General features: G+C 41.3%; 16 protein-coding genes. 8 read left to right on the top strand and 8 right to left on the bottom strand.

Annotation, left to right across the window (positions count from 1 at the left end; genetic code table 11):
- The first annotated feature begins 1 nt into the window (after position 1).
- From pstA to phoU, 3 genes are read left to right on the top strand one after another with little or no spacing between them, the layout of a single operon-like run.
- On the top strand, positions 2–1,663 hold the full coding sequence (pstA, locus tag C9J12_RS15020) for a phosphate ABC transporter permease PstA (protein ID WP_107243455.1): 1,662 nt from the start codon (positions 2–4) through the stop codon (positions 1,661–1,663).
- Positions 1,664–1,689: 26 nt separating this feature from the next.
- Entirely contained in the window at positions 1,690–2,508 is an 819-nt protein-coding gene (pstB, locus tag C9J12_RS15015; RefSeq protein WP_107243454.1) for a phosphate ABC transporter ATP-binding protein PstB, read from the top strand.
- Between the two features lie 11 nt (positions 2,509–2,519).
- Complete coding sequence (phoU, locus tag C9J12_RS15010) at positions 2,520–3,230, top strand: phosphate signaling complex protein PhoU (protein ID WP_006230780.1); 711 nt, start codon at positions 2,520–2,522, stop codon at positions 3,228–3,230.
- Positions 3,231–3,436: 206 nt separating this feature from the next.
- On the opposite strand, the gene C9J12_RS15005 is transcribed toward phoU, so the two are convergent.
- The 4 genes from C9J12_RS15005 to ppk2 form a co-directional block, all read right to left on the bottom strand.
- Positions 3,437–4,096 carry a hypothetical protein gene (locus C9J12_RS15005; protein WP_407675683.1) on the bottom strand — a complete coding sequence of 220 codons (660 nt, stop codon included), beginning with the start codon at positions 4,094–4,096 and terminating at the stop codon, positions 3,437–3,439.
- A gap of 91 nt (positions 4,097–4,187) precedes the next feature.
- The gene (locus C9J12_RS15000) at positions 4,188–5,066 is read right to left on the bottom strand and encodes a PQQ-binding-like beta-propeller repeat protein (RefSeq protein WP_107243452.1); all 879 of its coding nucleotides are present in this window, start codon (positions 5,064–5,066) and stop codon (positions 4,188–4,190) included.
- A 275-nt stretch (positions 5,067–5,341) separates the two neighbouring features.
- Positions 5,342–6,271, bottom strand: coding sequence for a LysR family transcriptional regulator (locus tag C9J12_RS14995; protein ID WP_107243451.1), 930 nt, complete (start codon positions 6,269–6,271; stop codon positions 5,342–5,344).
- A 103-nt stretch (positions 6,272–6,374) separates the two neighbouring features.
- Entirely contained in the window at positions 6,375–7,175 is an 801-nt protein-coding gene (ppk2, locus tag C9J12_RS14990; protein WP_107243450.1) for a polyphosphate kinase 2, read from the bottom strand.
- Between the two features lie 237 nt (positions 7,176–7,412).
- Between ppk2 and C9J12_RS14985 the strand changes: the two genes are divergently transcribed.
- Entirely contained in the window at positions 7,413–8,885 is a 1,473-nt protein-coding gene (locus C9J12_RS14985) for an alpha/beta hydrolase (protein ID WP_107243449.1), read from the top strand.
- 67 nt (positions 8,886–8,952) lie between these two features.
- Here C9J12_RS14985 and C9J12_RS14980 read toward each other — a convergent pair whose 3' ends face one another.
- Positions 8,953–9,690: a copper homeostasis protein CutC gene (locus C9J12_RS14980; RefSeq protein WP_107243448.1), complete on the bottom strand. Its 738-nt coding sequence runs from the start codon at positions 9,688–9,690 to the stop codon at positions 8,953–8,955.
- A gap of 254 nt (positions 9,691–9,944) precedes the next feature.
- A complete protein-coding gene (locus C9J12_RS14975; RefSeq protein ID WP_041393911.1) occupies positions 9,945–10,547 on the bottom strand; it encodes a peroxiredoxin C in 603 nt (200 codons plus the stop codon).
- 132 nt (positions 10,548–10,679) lie between these two features.
- Between C9J12_RS14975 and C9J12_RS14970 the strand changes: the two genes are divergently transcribed.
- The 3 genes from C9J12_RS14970 to aceA all read left to right on the top strand — a co-directional run bounded on the left by C9J12_RS14970 (position 10,680) and on the right by aceA (position 15,217).
- Complete coding sequence (locus tag C9J12_RS14970; protein WP_107243447.1) at positions 10,680–11,576, top strand: hydrogen peroxide-inducible genes activator; 897 nt, start codon at positions 10,680–10,682, stop codon at positions 11,574–11,576.
- A gap of 600 nt (positions 11,577–12,176) precedes the next feature.
- Positions 12,177–13,790 carry a malate synthase A gene (gene aceB / locus C9J12_RS14965; RefSeq protein WP_107243446.1) on the top strand — a complete coding sequence of 538 codons (1,614 nt, stop codon included), beginning with the start codon at positions 12,177–12,179 and terminating at the stop codon, positions 13,788–13,790.
- A gap of 122 nt (positions 13,791–13,912) precedes the next feature.
- Positions 13,913–15,217 carry an isocitrate lyase gene (gene aceA / locus C9J12_RS14960; protein ID WP_107243445.1) on the top strand — a complete coding sequence of 435 codons (1,305 nt, stop codon included), beginning with the start codon at positions 13,913–13,915 and terminating at the stop codon, positions 15,215–15,217.
- 79 nt (positions 15,218–15,296) lie between these two features.
- Here the strand turns inward: aceA and C9J12_RS14955 are convergent, their stop codons facing one another.
- The gene (locus C9J12_RS14955; RefSeq protein ID WP_107243444.1) at positions 15,297–15,884 is read right to left on the bottom strand and encodes an acyl carrier protein phosphodiesterase; all 588 of its coding nucleotides are present in this window, start codon (positions 15,882–15,884) and stop codon (positions 15,297–15,299) included.
- A 15-nt stretch (positions 15,885–15,899) separates the two neighbouring features.
- A complete protein-coding gene (locus C9J12_RS14950) occupies positions 15,900–16,355 on the bottom strand; it encodes a CBS domain-containing protein (protein ID WP_107243443.1) in 456 nt (151 codons plus the stop codon).
- Positions 16,356–16,715: 360 nt separating this feature from the next.
- On the opposite strand from C9J12_RS14950, the gene C9J12_RS14945 reads away from it, so the two are divergent.
- A complete protein-coding gene (locus C9J12_RS14945) occupies positions 16,716–17,804 on the top strand; it encodes a trypsin-like serine protease (RefSeq protein ID WP_107243442.1) in 1,089 nt (362 codons plus the stop codon).
- Positions 17,805–17,938 lie beyond the last annotated feature (134 nt).

Below are 17,938 nucleotides of genomic sequence, written 5' to 3'. Positions count from 1 at the left end.
AATGATTAAGTGGTTTAAATCAGGCTCGCCTTGGATATGGCTTACTGCGGGTGCGGTAAGTTTAAGTCTGGTTGCTGTATTGGGTTTATTGCTATTGATTGGCTGGAAAGGGCTCAGCTTTTTTTGGCCGGCGCCTGTTTATCAATTTGATGTGTCGATCAATGGTAGCAACCAAATCATTATTGGCGAAATATACGAACAAAAAAGTATACTGGTTGAACAGCTAGCTGATGCAGGAATCGATGTTTCTAACATTGAAGGTAATAGCGTACCGCGTTACTTAATTAAAACGGGTAACCGAGAGCGTGTCGCGCTTGATTTTATAACGTTACTGAAAACGCAAATCGCACGCCAAGTATTGGCAGATAATATTGCGGTTATCGATCGTGATAAGAACGGTAAGTTCTACGGTTATCCTATCGGTTTTATTGATGGCGGTCAGCGTCGCGGTATCGAAGATATTGAGGGAGGATTATTACAAGCCAACCTTGTGCGTACCCAATTAGACAGCCTAAAAAATACTGAAATTGCTGATATTAATTGGCAATTAAATCAGCAGCGGTTAAAGCAACGCAAGTTAGCCTTGAATGAATCATCAAACGATCCTGCACAGATCTCATTAGATGAATCGGCACAACAATCGATTGATACAGAAATAAAACGGTTACAAGATGCTTATTCAGAGGTAGAACAACGGCTATTTGTGTTGCAAGAAAAATTGCAAAATAATGCATTAGTTGTTGTTGATATGCATGGCAATGAAGTGATGTTGCCGATGATACAAGTGCTGGATATGTGGTATCCGAACAATTTATCATTCTTGGGTAAGCTAACGCATTGGGGGCATCAAGTGGTTAAATTTTTAACCGAAGATCCCCGCGAAGCCAATACTGAAGGCGGCGTTTTTCCTGCTATTTTTGGTACTGTTTTCATGGTGTTACTAATGAGTATTATAGTGACACCTCTAGGCGTAATGGCTGCTATTTACCTACATGAATATGCAGGTAAAAATGGCTTTACTAAGCTTATTCGTGTGGCTGTGATTAACTTAGCGGGTGTGCCTTCCATTGTATACGGTGTGTTTGGTTTAGGCTTTTTCGTATACATGGTTGGGGGAACCATCGATGATGTGTTCTTTTCGTCACAACTGCCAACGCCTACTTTCGGTACACCAGGTATTTTATGGTCGGCACTGACATTAGCCATTTTAACCTTGCCTGTTGTGATTGTATCAACAGAAGAAGGTTTGGCGCGTATTCCTAGCTCGGTGCGTCATGGCTCATTGGCATTAGGTGCCACGCAGTCTGAAACCTTATGGCGAATCGTATTGCCAATGGCAAGCCCTGCAATAATGACAGGTTTAATTTTAGCGGTTGCACGTGCAGCAGGTGAAGTTGCCCCTCTTATGCTGGTGGGGGTTGTAAAAATGGCACCCACGTTGCCTGTTGATGGTCATTTTCCTTATGTACACTTAGACCGTAAGTTTATGCACCTTGGATATCATATTTACGATGTTGGCTTTCAGAGCCCCAATGTAGAAGCGGCTCGACCATTAGTGTATGCCACCTCATTTTTACTAGTGACCGTTATCGTCGGCTTGAATTTAACAGCCATTGGTATTCGAAATCATCTACGTGAGAAATTCCGCTCTTTAGAGCAGTAACGCGTTGATATAATAGCGAGAAATACATGCTTTCAATTAATCCATCAATGGGCTTATTTGAGCCATTAGATTTAGCCTCGTTACCCGATGACAAAACGGCGATGTCAATTGAAGGGCTCGATCTTCATTACGGTAATACGCAGGCGTTGTTTGATATTAATATGCGCATTGCGAAAGGGCAGGTTACCTCATTCATTGGTCCGTCAGGTTGCGGTAAATCGACGTTATTACGCTGTATTAATCGAATGAATGAATTAGTTGAAGGTTGCCGTGTCGATGGCAAGATCATGCTTCATGGTCAAAACATCTATGACAGTAAAGTGGATGTAGCATCATTACGTCGCCGAGTGGGCATGGTATTTCAGCGCCCGAATCCATTTCCTAAATCGATTTATGAAAACGTGGTTTATGGACTGCGTTTGCAAGGGTTGAAAGAGCGTCGAGCTCTTGATGACGCGGTTGAAAAATCATTACGTGGTGCGGCGTTGTGGGATGAGGTAAAAGATCGTTTACATGAAAATGCCTTTGGTTTATCAGGTGGTCAACAGCAGCGTTTGGTGATTGCTCGGGCTATTGCGATTGAGCCTGAAGTTTTGTTATTGGATGAGCCGACGTCAGCGTTGGATCCTATTTCGACGCTGACGATTGAAGAATTGATCAATGATCTAAAAACGAAATACACGGTCATTATCGTAACCCATAACATGCAACAGGCTGCCCGAGTGTCGGATCAAACCGCATTTATGCACATGGGTGAGCTGGTGGAATACTCTAGTACCAATGATATTTTCACCACCCCAAAAGAGAAACGCACTGAAGATTACATTACTGGCCGATACGGTTAAGGAGTCGCAATATGTTAGATAATTTAAGCCTTGGCCGTCATATATCTGGTCAGTTTAATGCCGAATTAGAAAGTATCCGTACGCATGTATTAGCGATGGGCGGGTTAGTTGAACAGCAACTTGCTGATTCATTAAAAGCGATGCACCAGCAAGATGCAGAATTAGCCAAACGTGTGATTAAGGACGATCATAAAGTTAATGCGATGGAAGTGGCGATTGATGAAGCGTGTACGCGTATTATCGCGAAACGTCAGCCAACTGCGAGTGACTTACGGTTAGTTATCGCCATAATTAAAACCATTACTGATCTAGAACGTATCGGTGATGTTGCAGAAAGTATTGCGAAAGTGGCATTAGAAAACTTCACGAATAAACAATATAACTTATTGGTATCGTTAGAAGCACTTGGTCAACATGCAGTAAAAATGTTACATGACGTGCTTGATGCATTTGCGCGAATGGATGTAAAAGCAGCTGTCGAAGTATATCAAGAAGATGATCGTATAGATCGCGAATATGAAGCGATAATTCGTCAACTGATGACATATATGATGGAAGATCCGCGCTCAATACCCAATGTATTACAAGTAATGTGGTCGGCGCGTTCTATTGAACGTGTTGGTGACCGCTGCCAAAACATTTGTGAATACATTATCTATTTCGTTAAAGGCAAAGATGTTCGCCATACCAATCCTGATGAAATAGGCAATGTATTGAAGTGATTAATAACAGCCGTAGGGACCCTGCTGTATACTGGGTGCTTTACAGTCAGTTTTTATGAGTGTCTTATTTTAGATAATCAAAAAGGCCCCTAGAATAAATATATGAGTCGTAGGGGCGAGAGTAACCAAATGGTTGAATGGGTATATTGACATTACTTTTTCTAGGCTAAGAATGAGAACTCATCATCTAAATATTATTTAAAGAGTTAAAACTTAAAATTGACGCCCATTTCATATGAGCTCTCTGACGTTACGCGTTCGCCTGGGCGTACTCGGTATTCACCATAGGTATACTTTATGTAGGGTTCAATCCATTTGGGTTTAAATGTAATGGTAATATCATGGCTGTTGATGTTGTCATTTACGACATCTTGCGACCAGCGGTTGCCTGAAAGTAGTCGGTCATGATTAAAGTTATAGCTGGTATTAAGCCACGTTAAAGGGCTATAACTAAGTCCAACTGATGATTTCCACTCTCGTTGATCTAGCCAATCAATATCTATCAAGGCTTTTGTGTCACGCCATTCATGAGAGGTACTTGCAAATGCCATGAGGTTTTCGGTTAATGCAGTACCAGTGAAGATACCAATGTCATAAATATCTATGCTATCTGCACGGCCATAACTCGCAAATGCTTCAGTATAAAATTGACCAAACATCAACCCATAACCAGCTCCTATTTCTAGGTAGCCAGTAGAATCAATTTCGGCGCTTACATTGATTTCTTCGGTTGCTTGAATTGATCCGATTATTGTACCTATCCAGTCATCACCGGTTTTAGATACTTGGAAACCTATTTGTGGTTCAGCAGCGGCAGGCTGGAAAGAACTTGCCAAAAGTGCAGCAATGGCAAGTACCTTATTAATAACTTTCATATGTTCACCAAGGCTTATTATCAAAAGAGCCGCTGAATGGCGGCTCTTTTTTAGGTTGAAATCAATCGTTTAACCCGTATGGTTAAGAACGGTTGATCTGTGCCTTGATGTTTTCACGTAGATCTTTCGCTTTAGTGCGCAGCTGAGTTTTTTGCTCGTTAGAAAGGTTACCAAGATTTGATTTCATTTCCGCAATATCTTTAATACCACCGTTAGCTGTCCAATATTTATCATCATGGATAATGCCAACGACCTGATTATTATCATTTTTGTATACAAATACGTTTTCAAAGTTATAAGACTGACCACCCATCGTGATTCTGGCGGTATTAGCCGAGTCATCATAGGTAATTAACGCAATATAATTCCCTTCAGAATCAAGTGCTTTGTAAGTGCTATCCCCAACAGCAATAATAGAGTAGTTAACTGGCAAAATATCACCAAGAATAGGGAGTGTAGGCTCCATCTCTATTGGGTTTTGGTTTTCAGGTCGAGAAATAACGGCTGCGAAGAGTCGTCCATCTTCGTTTCTAAAGACAACTTCGGTACCATTATCGGTGCGGAGAGTGACAGTATCATCAGTGATCTGGACGTGACCTACTACTTCACCTGTACTGTAATTCGTGATCTCATTATTGTCATTAATTGTAAATACACCTGAATCTGTGTAGATGACGGTTGAGTCATGGGTTTTTGTATCAACGGTGATGACAGTTCCATTATCACCAGTAATAGCAAAGCCATTATGAGTTTCTGAAATATCACCGTATGTTGGTGTTGTTGTATCAAAGCCAGGATCTAATTCTGGATTGCCATATTCTGGATCCAGTTCTATAGGATTTTCAAGTTTAGGGGTAAAGCCATAACCTGGATCTACGTCCTCATTTTTTGAACCGGAAGAAGATGAACAGCCAGCCAAAACAGACACGGCAATGAGTGAAGCCAGTAATTTCTTTTTCATTTGATTCTCTCAATAAAAATTAGTTAGATATTACGAGCTTCCATTGCTCTGCAGTGCCGTTTTATTATGGCTATTTATTGACCTTCCTAGTCGATGAGAGAATATTAAATTGAGCGGTGTTTTTTATCTAATCACCAGTTATTATCTAACTGATAAGGCCTGCTAATTAATCTGACTAGCTTAAGTAGCCGATAAGGAGTGCTTATAAGGAGGAAGGTTAGTAGAAAGTAGAATTGCCTAATAATAAGAAAGAAGGTTTATCAGGCAATATCGCGTTATTTTACAGTTTCTTTTTGCAGTAACTGATTGATGAGTTTATGCAGCCAAAGTGTTGTTGGGTTTCGTTTATTCTTTTGATGATAATAAGCGATAACAGGGAAAGTGATATCGTTACCCTCAATAGTGACTTTCATTCCGCGTAATTCTCTCAATTCTCGCTCAGGGACAAAAGTGGTTGATGGATAGACCATATCGGTGTGTCTTACTACATCGAGCACTGCCATTGGTAATTCAGAGCGAAATCCAATTCTGACACTCAATCCATGACTCTTCATTACTCGCTCTGCCTGAGAGGTATTTGAGTTCCAATCTGGAATGATCAAGTTAGCCATTTCATAGTCTTTGACATCTTTTGGGGAAATCACTTCTTTATCAATTGGGTGATCTTTTCGGACATATATAATGAAGGTGTCATCCCCAACTTTTTTGCGAATAAGCTCTTTAGGTGCATGGTGAATATCAAAGTTAACCCCGATGGCTATTTTACCTTTATTCAAATCTTCAAGCGTCGTCGGTGACCAGTTAAGAAGATGTACATCGACATTGGGTGCTGCATTACGAATAGCATGGAATAACTTACTAGAAAGGTAAGTAAGGATATGTGGCGCTAGTGCGATACGGATTGATCCCTCAAGATCGGCGGGATCAAAGTCTTGGCTGCAGTTTAAGGTAGAAGAGAGTTCATCCATTATTGGACTAATGTTATCCATTAGCTCCTCACCGAAAGCCGTTGGTTTTAAACCATGTCGCGTTTTCACAAAAAGCTCGTCGTCAAAATGATTGCGGAGTTTGAGTAAGGCTTGGCTGATCGCAGGTTGACTGACGAACAGTCGTTCAGAGGCTTTTCGCATATTGAGTTCTTGCGAAAGGATCACAAATGTTCGTAATAGATTGAGATCGAGCTTTAAATATAAATCTTTCGCCATACTGGTTACCTCTTAAACCATCCATGTTGATATCAAGCTACCAGAAAACTGATAATAACAAAGTGCTTTTTTGTTTGAACAAAGCATTATGCGCGATCAAAACTTATTTTGGGCTGAACAGGTCAGGTATAAAAGTTTGATTGTCTATTGGTGAACGTATGTAGCCTTCTTTATTCACCTTAGGTAACGAGATAGTCGGGTAATCAATTTCTTTATAGGGAATCTGAGTTAATAGGTGTGAAATACAGTTGATACGTGCTTTCTTTTTATTGTCTGCATCGACAACCCACCAAGGGCATTGCTTTGTGTCTGTATAGGCAAACATTGCATCTTTTGCTGCTGAGTATTCAGCCCAACGATTTCGGGATTCTAAATCCATAGGGCTAAACTTCCAACGCTTCATTGGGGTATTAATACGTTCTAAAAAGCGTTTTTCTTGTTCGTCATCAGAGACTGAAAACCAGTACTTAACCAAGATAATGCCTGAGCGTTTAAGCATGCGTTCAAATTCAGGGCATGAACGAAGAAACTCGTTGTATTCTTCATCTGAACAAAAGCCCATGACTTTCTCGACACCGGCGCGGTTGTACCAACTACGATCAAGTAATATCATTTCACCAGCGGCAGGAAGGTGAGAAACATAACGTTGAAAGTACCACTGTGTTTTCTCTTTTTCTGTCGGCTGAGGCAATGCTACAACACGGCAAACACGAGGATTGAGTTTTTCTGTGATACGTTTTATTACCCCACCTTTACCTGCTGCATCCCGCCCTTCAAAAATAACGACCACCTTCATGCCAGAGTGTTTGATCCACTCTTGAAGTTTAACGAGTTCTATTTGCAGGTTGACTAGCTCAGATTCATAGTCTGTTTTCTTTAATTGCTTTACTGAATTATTGGACATTGTTCACTCCAGATAAAGTGTATTTAAGAGGAAATATTATTTAATTGTAAGCTTAAGAATAGTTGTTCAGAAAGTTTTAGGTATTGATGTAACAAAAAAGGGATATTCACAGCTAAGTATTTGTTTAGAATGCAATTGAATGCTGTATCATTTTATTTTTATATGTGTTGTCATTGTAATGATAATTTTTATCAATTGTAGGTTTGTTATTTCAACTTCACTGAATAAGGTTTTTTGATGTACCGATTAATATCTGGATTGGCGGTTAGTTTATTACTTGCAGGTTGTGGTGGTGGTGATGGAGGGAGTGATTTTTCTAAAACGACCACTGACGCACAACGTACTTGCCCACCAACCATGGAATGTGGCTTTTTGTCGGTGCCGAAAGATTACAGTAATTTGAATGATGGCAATATTGATGTCTATTATGGTGTTCACCGAGCAAATATTCCGTCTCAGCGCCTTGGTATTTTAGTTTTCAACTTTGGAGGGCCTGGTGCTAGTGCAGTAAATGGCGCTAATTCTATGGCTGTAAACCGTTTACCCAATGATATTTTGAACCGATTTGATATTGTTGGTATGGATCCAAGGGGGTCTGGTCGTAGTCAATATGCTGAAGAACTTACCAAGTGTGCTGAAAACCGTAATTGCGATAATGAATATGCAACATTTTCGCAGTACGTAGGCAGTAATAGTGTGGTAAAGGATCTTGACCAATTACGTCAGAAATTTGGGGATGATAAGCTGAATTTTATCGGGTATTCCTATGGTACGCGTTTAGGTTCGTTATACGCGCAACAGTTTCCCGAACATGTGCGCGCTATTGTGCTTGATTCTTCGATGTCACCAAATACAGAAAACTACCTACAATTGCGTTTAGGTAATACGAAAGGCTTTGATACAGTGGCGAATTACCGTTTAGTTGAAGCATCAAGAATGAATCAATTTGAAACAGTGATCGACAGTGTTAACACCCCTAACGGTTATTTTGATAAAAAAGCTAATAGGTTTTCTAAATATGAATCTGACAGCACATTGAATCGTCTTGTTAGCCGACAATCTTATAACGAATGGGCTCCAATTTCAGATGGGTTGTTCAAATTTCTGAAGGATGATGATGCCACTGATTTACGAGTAGCTTTGTCTCAACCGATTTCAAGAATGAGTGAAAAGTTGTCATCTTATTACTCGCGAAGTGATGCTCTATTTCGTGCCGTGATTTGTACCGATGAACTTAGTCCGATAAATATGAATGAAGCAATAATATCTGAACCTCGTTTTATGAAAGAATCGAAGTTATTTGGTCATTACCAATATAAACAAAATGCATCGTTATGTGCAGACTGGCCAAACTATCGAGATTCAGTCGCGAATATCGAGAATATGGAGCAAAAGTTAGCTGGTCAACGTATTTTGATTATCGGCGGACAGTATGATCCCGCGACACCATACGCTTGGACAGAATCGATGCATCAGCAATTTGGTAACTTGGCTTCTCTGATTACTGTGAATAACTATGTTGACCACGGTTTTAGCTTTGATGGCAACACGTGTATCGATAACCCAACGACGCAATATTTATTAAATCCAGAAATACCGGTTCCTAATATTACCTGTGATGGCTCTACTCAATCGAAATCGGCAACGTATTCTAGCGGTATAGCGTCTGAAGACGATATCCATCCGGCGAAAAGAGTTCGTGGTTTTTAAGGTATATAATCGACAGGAAAATAAAGCCAGCCATAGTGCTGGCTTTATCGTTTAAATAGCATGAAATCTAACGGATTGCGCTTACTACCGCTGCAATTTTTTCAACCGATGTAACAGGAATGCTGAAGTCATCAATATCGGCGCTACCCATATGTGCTTGGTTAGCGAATTGCACCATATGACTCGGGCGTGTGCTTTTCCCTGATAAGTGAATTTCACTAATACCAGTACGAGTGATAATGTGTTTTGCGTTAGTAGCAGTTACTCCGGCACCCGCCATTATACTCAAACGATCGCCACAATATGTAACCATATCTGCAATCATATCTACGCCATCAAGCGCATTAGCTTGTAAGCCTGATGTTAGTATCCGTTCACAGCCAGCAGCCATAATATTATCTAATGCCGCCATTGGCTCAATACATTGGTCGATAGCGCGATGAAACGTTACCCCTAAGCCATTTGCTTCTTTCATTAGGCTGTTAAGAATATCGTGATCGATATGACCCTCTTGCGTTAATACCCCAATAACGACACCTTGAAGCTGCGCTTGTTTCGCTGCGTGAATATCTGCCAGCATGATTTCGACATCATCACTTGAAAATAAAAAGTCACCTTGGCGTGGGCGAATCATGGCATAAACAGGAATGGAGGCGTGTTTGGCTGCTAATTGCATAAAACCCGCACTGGGTGTTAAACCACCAAGGGCTAATGAAGAACATAATTCAATGCGGGAAGCACCACCTTGCTGTGCATAGTGAAGTGATTCTAGGTTGTCGATACAAACTTCAAGTTGGATTGTCATTATTATTCAAACGCGAGGGTAGGTATTGGCAGTCTGATAAGTGCTGGCGATAAATGCAAATAAATTTTGAGAGGGCTTAGAGACGGTATGATTAAGATTGAATTTGAAAGGGCAGTTTTGTCCAGACAAAAAAGGGCCCGGTGCAATCCGGGCCTCATTGTTCTTTTTGCCTTTGGCTGACTTAGGCTTTACGCTTTTGCGTTCGTTGCCTCAACACCGTGAGCATGGTGTTGTTAACCCTTCAATAAGAAGAATTATAGGTCTGCAGTGTGCTCAGATAGGTAGTCAGCAACACCTTTTGGAGATGCGTCCATACCTGCTTTGCCTTCTTCCCACTGTGCTGGACAAACTTCACCGTTTTTCTGGTGGAAGTTTAGTGCATCAACCATGCGTAGCATTTCGTCGATGTTACGGCCTAGTGGAAGGTCGTTAACTACTTGATGACGTACAAGACCGTCTTCGTCGATAAGGAAAGAACCACGGAAAGCAACGCCAGCTTCTGGGTGCTCTACATCGTACGCTTTACAGATTTCGTGTTTAATGTCAGCGATTAGTGGGTACTTAACTTGACCGATACCGCCATCTTCGATAGCAGTGTTACGCCATGCGTTGTGAGAGAACTGAGAATCGATTGAAACACCGATTACTTCAACGCCTTTCGCTTGGAAATCTTCAAAACGCTTGTCAAAAGCGATTAGCTCTGATGGGCAAACAAAAGTGAAATCTAGTGGGTAAAAGAAAACTACTGCTTTTTTACCTTTAGTAAACTCTGCGAAGTTGAAGCTATCAACAATTTCGCCGTTACCGAGAACAGCTGCAGCAGTAAAATCTGGTGCTTGACGACCTACTAGTACCATTTTGGTGCTCCTCAAATATTCTGTTTGTCGCCGACCTTTTCGGTAGGCTCCTTGTTTGGACGAGACAAACTATACCTAAACTGTTAGATTGAAAAAAGCGGAATAAATAGATTGGAGTAATCGAAAAAAACGATGAGTAAATTTCCCTCACTAAAACAGCTTCATTACCTTGTTACTTTGTTTGAAACTCGTCATTTTGGCAAAGCAGCAATAAAGTGTTTTGTTAGCCAATCAACCCTGAGTTCAGGCATTCAAAATCTTGAAGAATTATTGAACTGCCAATTAATAGAGCGTGATAACAAATCGTTAGTCTTTACCTCTACAGGGGAAGAGGTCGTGATACGTTCCCGTGAATTACTGGCACGTAGCCAAGATCTAATGGAATTATCAAGTGGCGCAGGCGATGGCATGGAAGGCCAGCTTCGGGTGGGCTGTATACCGACTATTGCACCATTCTTGCTGTGTGATTTGGTGCAAGAGGTGAATCGTATGCACCCTAACTTGAATCTTCTGCTGCGCGAAGACACCACCACGAACCTGTTAGCGGCGTTACGTAATGGGGAAATGGATGTACTGATCTTAGCTTTGCCTGTTGATATCAATAACATGCACAGCAAGATAGTAGGGCGAGATGCCTTTAAAATGGTGATCAGCAAAAATCAGGCTGAACAAGTGAATGTTCCCCTTCGATACGCTGATTTACCAGATGAATCGGTTTTCTTATTAGAGAAAGAACATTGCTTAACGGATCATGCTGTTTCTGCGTGCAAGCTGACCACCAAAGAAAAAATAAACCCCTTTACTGCCACAAGCTTACACACGTTAGTGCAGATGGTAGCGAATGGGTTAGGCACAACCTTTATTCCTCAAATGGCTATCGATCATGGCTTATTAGATAATCAAAACTTAGTTGTTATTGAGCCTCCGGGGCAGGCTGCTTACCGTGAAATTGGTTTAGTGTGGCGCCCGACGTCTAGCCGAATCAAGACCTTTAACGGCCTTGCCGATATAGTAGAAGGACTTTTATAGTCCTTTTGAAGTCGTGCTGGTAGAAAAGACAATATTCCAGCACGATCTTCTGACATTCCACCAAAAATCAAGATATATCATCTTATTATCTTCTTAGCGAATACCCCTTTTTTGTAGGTTTATTATGTTTCGTTCTGCAAATAAATGAAACTGAGTGAGTATTCTTGTCTATAATTCCTGTATAAAATATAGCCATAATGCATCTCTAATATACTGTTATTAAAAACTTTATAGCGAATGTAATAGTTATATTTTGTTTTAAACGTTTTTTATGAAAAATCCTTAACGCCTATTTATAGTAATTTAATTACGTAACTTGTTACATTTTTCGCTGTAATTCTTACTATTTATATCAACCGAGTTTTTTACTGTTTTTTGTTTTAATTTTGCGTTTTGAGCTTTAACTCTACTAGTATTTAACGTGTTGTTTTAAATTGATTACTTCTCTTATGCTACAAGCGTGTAGTAAAAAAATAATTTGCAATTGTTGATTTGTTACGGCAACGTAAATAGGGCGTTAACGCAGGTGGTTGTAGACTTTAAGGTTTTTCAATTATTGATAAAAGTAGTGATTAAGTTACAGATGAGTGGAGGGTGGAAATGACGGAACATCAAGGCAACGCGGATTATGAAGTTAAACTGTCATTGCAGACAATACTGACAGCAGAACAACAAGAAATATTAAGTAGTGAAGCCTTGCAGTTCGTTGAGCGTTTAGTTCAGCGCTTTGCTTCCCGAGTTCCTCAATTACTTTCTGCACGAGAAGAGCGCCAACAAAAAATAGATGCTGGAGATCTACCTGATTTTCTGCCAGATACGATGAATATACGCAACGGTAATTGGCGTATTCAAAATATACCGACCGACCTACAAGACCGACGCGTTGAAATTACCGGTCCCGTTGATCGTAAAATGGTGATTAACGCTCTGAATGCCAATGTAAAAGTATTCATGGCTGATTTCGAAGATTCATTTGCTCCAGCTTGGAATGAAGTGCTTGATGGACAGCGTAATCTGCGTGATGCGGTGAATAACAACATTAGCTACACCAACCCAGATAACGGAAAAGAATATACGTTAAATGATGATCCGGCGGTATTGATTTGCCGTGTTCGTGGTCTTCATTTACCGGAAAAGCATTTGTTGTGGCAAGGGGAGCCTATTCCTGGGTCACTGTTTGATTTTGCGTTGTACTTCTTTCTTAACTACAAACAGTTACTAGAAAAGGGTAGCGGCCCTTATTTCTACCTGCCCAAATTACAAGCATATCAAGAAGCGGCATGGTGGAGTGATGTCTTTAGCTTTACGGAAGATGAGTTTGGTCTGCAACGCGGCACAATCAAAGCAACGGTATTGATTGAAACCTTGCCAGCCGTTTTTGAGATGGATGAAATCCTTTATAGCTTGAAAGAGCATATTGTTGGTCTTAATTGTGGCCGTTGGGATTATATTTTTAGCTATATCAAAACGCTACGAAACCACCCAGATCGAATCTTGCCTGACAGACAAGTTGTTACGATGGAGAAGCCATTTCTAAATGCTTATTCCCGCTTATTGGTGCGTACTTGTCACCATCGAGGTGCATTTGCGATGGGAGGAATGGCTGCGTTTATTCCATCAAAAGAGCCAGAACGTAATGCATGGGTACTTAATAAGATTCAAACCGATAAATCATTAGAAGCGAATAATGGCCACGATGGCACATGGGTTGCGCATCCTGGGTTAGCCGATACTGCTCGTGCCGTGTTTGATGAAGCATTGGGTACACGCAATAACCAATTAGATATAAGCCGTGAAGATGACGCCCCTATTACTGCGGCAGAGTTGCTCGCTCCATGTGACGGTGAACGTACGGAAGAGGGGATGCGCCACAACATTCGTGTCGCTGTTCAGTACATAGAAGCATGGATTACGGGTAATGGATGTGTGCCTATTTATGGACTGATGGAAGATGCAGCAACCGCTGAAATATCACGCGCTTCAATTTGGCAGTGGATTAAACATGGTAAATCACTGAGCAATGGTGATGTGGTCACCAACGCGTTATTTGAAGACATGCTAGATCAAGAAATGGTGGTATTGGAACAAGAGCTAGGAAGCGAACGATTCCAACAAGGCCAGTATGAAGAAGCTGCAGTGCTTATGTCGCGATTAACAACCAGCGACGAGCTTGTGAACTTCTTAACAGTTTCAGGTTACGAATATCTAGCTTAGCTAGTTGATAACTTAAATAGATTGAAAATAGATGAAAAATTAGAAAAGTAAAAGTCGAAGAAAAGAATGCATTAACGATTACGTTAAGCGACTTATCGCCAAATGAAACGAGGGACATCATTATGACATTGACTCGCCAGCAGCAAATAGAAGCTATTGAAAAAGACTGGGCTGAAAATCCACGTTGGAAGCACGTTAAACGTACTTACACCGCGGAAGAAGTAGTAAATCTACGTGGTTCATTTGCCCCTGCAAATACGATTGCCCAGCGCGGTGCTGATAAGCTGTGGGACTTGGTCAATGGTTCTTCGAAAAAAGGATATGTTAACTGTCTAGGTGCATTGACGGGTGGCCAAGCAGTTCAACAAGCAAAAGCCGGTATTGAAGCAATCTACTTATCGGGTTGGCAGGTTGCCGCCGATAATAATACGGCATCGATGATGTACCCTGATCAGTCGTTATACCCTGTAGATTCAGTACCATCAGTGGTTACTCGTATTAATAATTCATTCCGTCGTGCAGACCAAATTCAGTGGTCTAGTGGCAGTAACCCAGAAGAAGGGATTGATTACTTCTTACCGATTGTCGCCGATGCAGAAGCGGGTTTTGGTGGTGTACTTAATGCGTATGAACTTATGCGCAATATGATTGATGCCGGTGCCGCAGGTGTTCACTTTGAAGATCAGTTAGCGTCAGTGAAAAAATGCGGTCACATGGGCGGTAAAGTCTTGGTACCAACCCAAGAAGCGGTACAAAAATTAGTGGCGGCACGTTTAGCGGCAGACGTCGCGGGTACAACCACTTTGGTTATAGCGCGTACCGATGCTAACGCGGCAGATTTGTTAACGTCAGATTGTGATTCATACGATAACGACTTTATTCTCGGTGACCGTACAGCGGAAGGTTTCTACCGCGTACGTGCAGGTATCGACCAAGCTATCTCGCGTGGTTTAGCGTATGCACCTTATGCTGATCTTATTTGGTGTGAAACTGCGAAGCCATGTTTAGAAGAAGCACGTAAGTTTGCTGAAGCTATTCATGCACAGTACCCCGATCAATTATTGGCATATAACTGTTCACCATCGTTTAACTGGGAGAAAAACCTGGATGACGAAACAATTGCTAAGTTCCAGCAAGAGTTGGCAGATATGGGCTATAAATACCAATTCATCACGTTAGCTGGCATTCATAACATGTGGTACAACATGTTTGAATTAGCCCATGCTTATGCTCAAGGTGAAGGTATGCGTCATTATGTTGAGAAGGTACAGCGCCCTGAGTTTGAAGCGGCAGAACGTGGATATACGTTCGTTGCTCACCAACAAGAGGTCGGTACGGGTTACTTCGATAAGATGACCAATACGATTCAAGGTGGTCAATCTTCAGTAACGGCATTAACAGGCTCTACGGAAGAAGATCAGTTTTAACTAATCTAAGCATAATTACGTTATCGTCGAGGAGCACTTGTTGCTCCTTTTTTTATATATTTTTTCTCTTGAGCAGATACTAGCGTTGAGTAAGGCGATGCTGTTTGGTTGCAGTTATTACTTGGGGGTAAACGATGTGAAAGACACGTTCTAATTCATCATAATTATCATCTATTTGTTCAGAACACAGCGCGAGTTGATGTAACTTAGGGCGTCTTGCTGCCATACGCATTAAAACCCGTTCAATGCTTGGCTTTTCTCTATATTGGATTAACCATTGTTGCTGCCACATATGAGCACTCATCAAGACATAGCGTTCAGGCAAGTTTGATTGGTATTGTCGAACGATGTTCTCTGCGTGTTGTACAAAGTGCTCTAAGGAATAAGGATGAAAATCTTGCCAGTGAACAGCAAGGAAGTGATCCCAAACAATATCTAATGCAATGCCACTAACACGGCGCGTGTTGTCACTAAACAAGTACCGACTTGCCTTTACTTCCGGCATTGCATCAATATAACCATCGACAAAGCGGTGCAGTTTTATACCATCGGCGACAGGCTTAACGTGTTGCTTGTAAGGATCGCCCCGAACGAAATCAGCCAGAAGGTTCCCTGCCATATCACTTTGGCAACAGTCAGCCAAATGCAGATGAGCAAGAAAATTCATAGGTATAATATACCTTTAGATGGCGTCGTTATCATCTGCAATAGGTTCTATTTCCTCTTGTATCTCTAGTAAGTTAATCGCGATAGAAACAAAGTCTGCATCTGTAATTATGCCGACTAATCGTTTTTTTTCCACTACAGGTAAACATCCAATTTTATGTTTTTGCATATAGACAGCAGCCTCTTTAAGGCTGGCATGAGGATCAACACTCATCAGTGTGCGATGCATGCATTTCTCTAGAGGGATATCTAAAGTAGATAGGAAGTTGTTTTTTGTAATGTGCTCTAGGCTGGACTCTTGGGCAGACAGCACATCACGCTGAGTTACAATACCGATAAGTTGTTCATCCATATCGGTTACTGGAATGTGTCGAATGCCAACATCTTCCATAATGGCTTTTGCATCGGCCAATGTATTATGTTGCTGTAAGGTATGTGGGTTTGGGGTCATCATATCGGAAACTGTAAACATATAAACCTCCGGCAGTCCTACTGCAATTAGGTTTCAACAACTCGCCAGTACCTATTCTAATATTGTATCCATCGTTTCTTCCTTTTATTGAAACATCAGTTCACGCTGAATGTAATTGTTATAAGTCTGCGTAATAACATGACAATAAAAGCAATATTCAAAATATAGGTGACGATCTTTTTAACCTCTCATTATTGAATGTAGCTAATCCTAGCGTAATGACTAATGACTAAAATCAATGATTAGTCCGGTAATGAGCGAGTTATTGTAATTATTTTAAAACCTTATTATTATTTTCGAGCCGCGAAAATAAGAATAGAAAGCTAGAGTTAATAAACGTTCACTCAGTAGGAACACTTAATGACTAAAGCCTTTGTTAGTTGCCTGTTATTTTGGTTTGCGTTAGTTGTATTTCAGGCTAAGGCCGACGATAAAGTGGCAGCGACAGCCAAGATTATTGGAGGAATTGAATCATCCCAGAATGAAGTACCGTGGCAGGCTTATCTTAATATGACGTATTCCACTGACAACGGCAGTGAGACATTTGTATGTGGTGGTGTGGTCATTGCTTCTCAAGTTGTTCTAACCGCTGCGCATTGCATGAAAAATGGGACAACAACGGCTCGGGCTGAAAATGTAAAAGTGTGGGCTGGCATTACCAGTGTGTTTAGCGCACGTACATCCAATGCCGTTCTTGTAACGAAAGTTATTCTTCACCCTTCTTATAATGCCGGTCGCTTTGCCAATGATATTGCGCTTTTGGTGCTTGGTGCCCCTTTGCCTGTTGCATCTATCCCTATTTTACCTGCGACTCGGGCAGAGCAACAATTAGCGGATAATGAATTTGTTAATGGATGGGTTGCCAACGGTCAGCGACCTGCGAATTTATTAGTCTCAGGGTGGGGAGCAACTCAAACGGATCCCGAGAATAGTTCCGGCTCCACAACGTTACGACAAACATTGCTATCAGGTGTGCCTGATTCGACCTGTGATAATGTGTGGGGATCGAATATTAACGCAAGTGACTTAAGTATTTTCCTTTGTGCGGGCTCTCCTTCCCCTTTACTTGCCCGTGACAGTTGTTTTGGTGATTCTGGTGGACCACTCGTATGGCAAAATGCACAGAAGGCTAGCGACAATGATTTTGGTTTACGTTTAGTTGGATTAGTGAGTTTTGGTGAAGGTTGTGCGGGGCAGCTGCCCGGTGTTTATACCGAAGTGGCTCAATACCATGATTGGATTACTGGGCTGCTTAGCAGTGAACTGAACATAGAAACCATGATAACGCCACAATTTACAGTTAACCCATTCAATTCTGATTATACTGGCGCAGGTGCTGATATTGCTACACCTTCAACAACGGGTGTAACGTCGGATGATAGTGGTGGCAGCTTCGGTTTTTTCAGTATGTTATTAATGGCTGTTTTTATCCGTTGGCGTCGTTCTTAAATTTGGCTGGCCATTATCTGTAAGATGTAATCCATTACTTTCGAGATTAGACCGAAAATTAATTTGTGATTCCCATCTTTCCTTGAAATTGCAGTGGGGCAGCCTATACTAGCTGCCTGCTGTTATTTGGGGCA

Source organism: Photobacterium frigidiphilum, assembly GCF_003025615.1.
Taxonomy (GTDB): Bacteria; Pseudomonadota; Gammaproteobacteria; order Enterobacterales; family Vibrionaceae; genus Photobacterium; species Photobacterium frigidiphilum.
The sequence above is the reverse complement of the archived record's forward strand: the minus strand, read 5'-3'. Positions and strand labels throughout refer to the sequence as shown.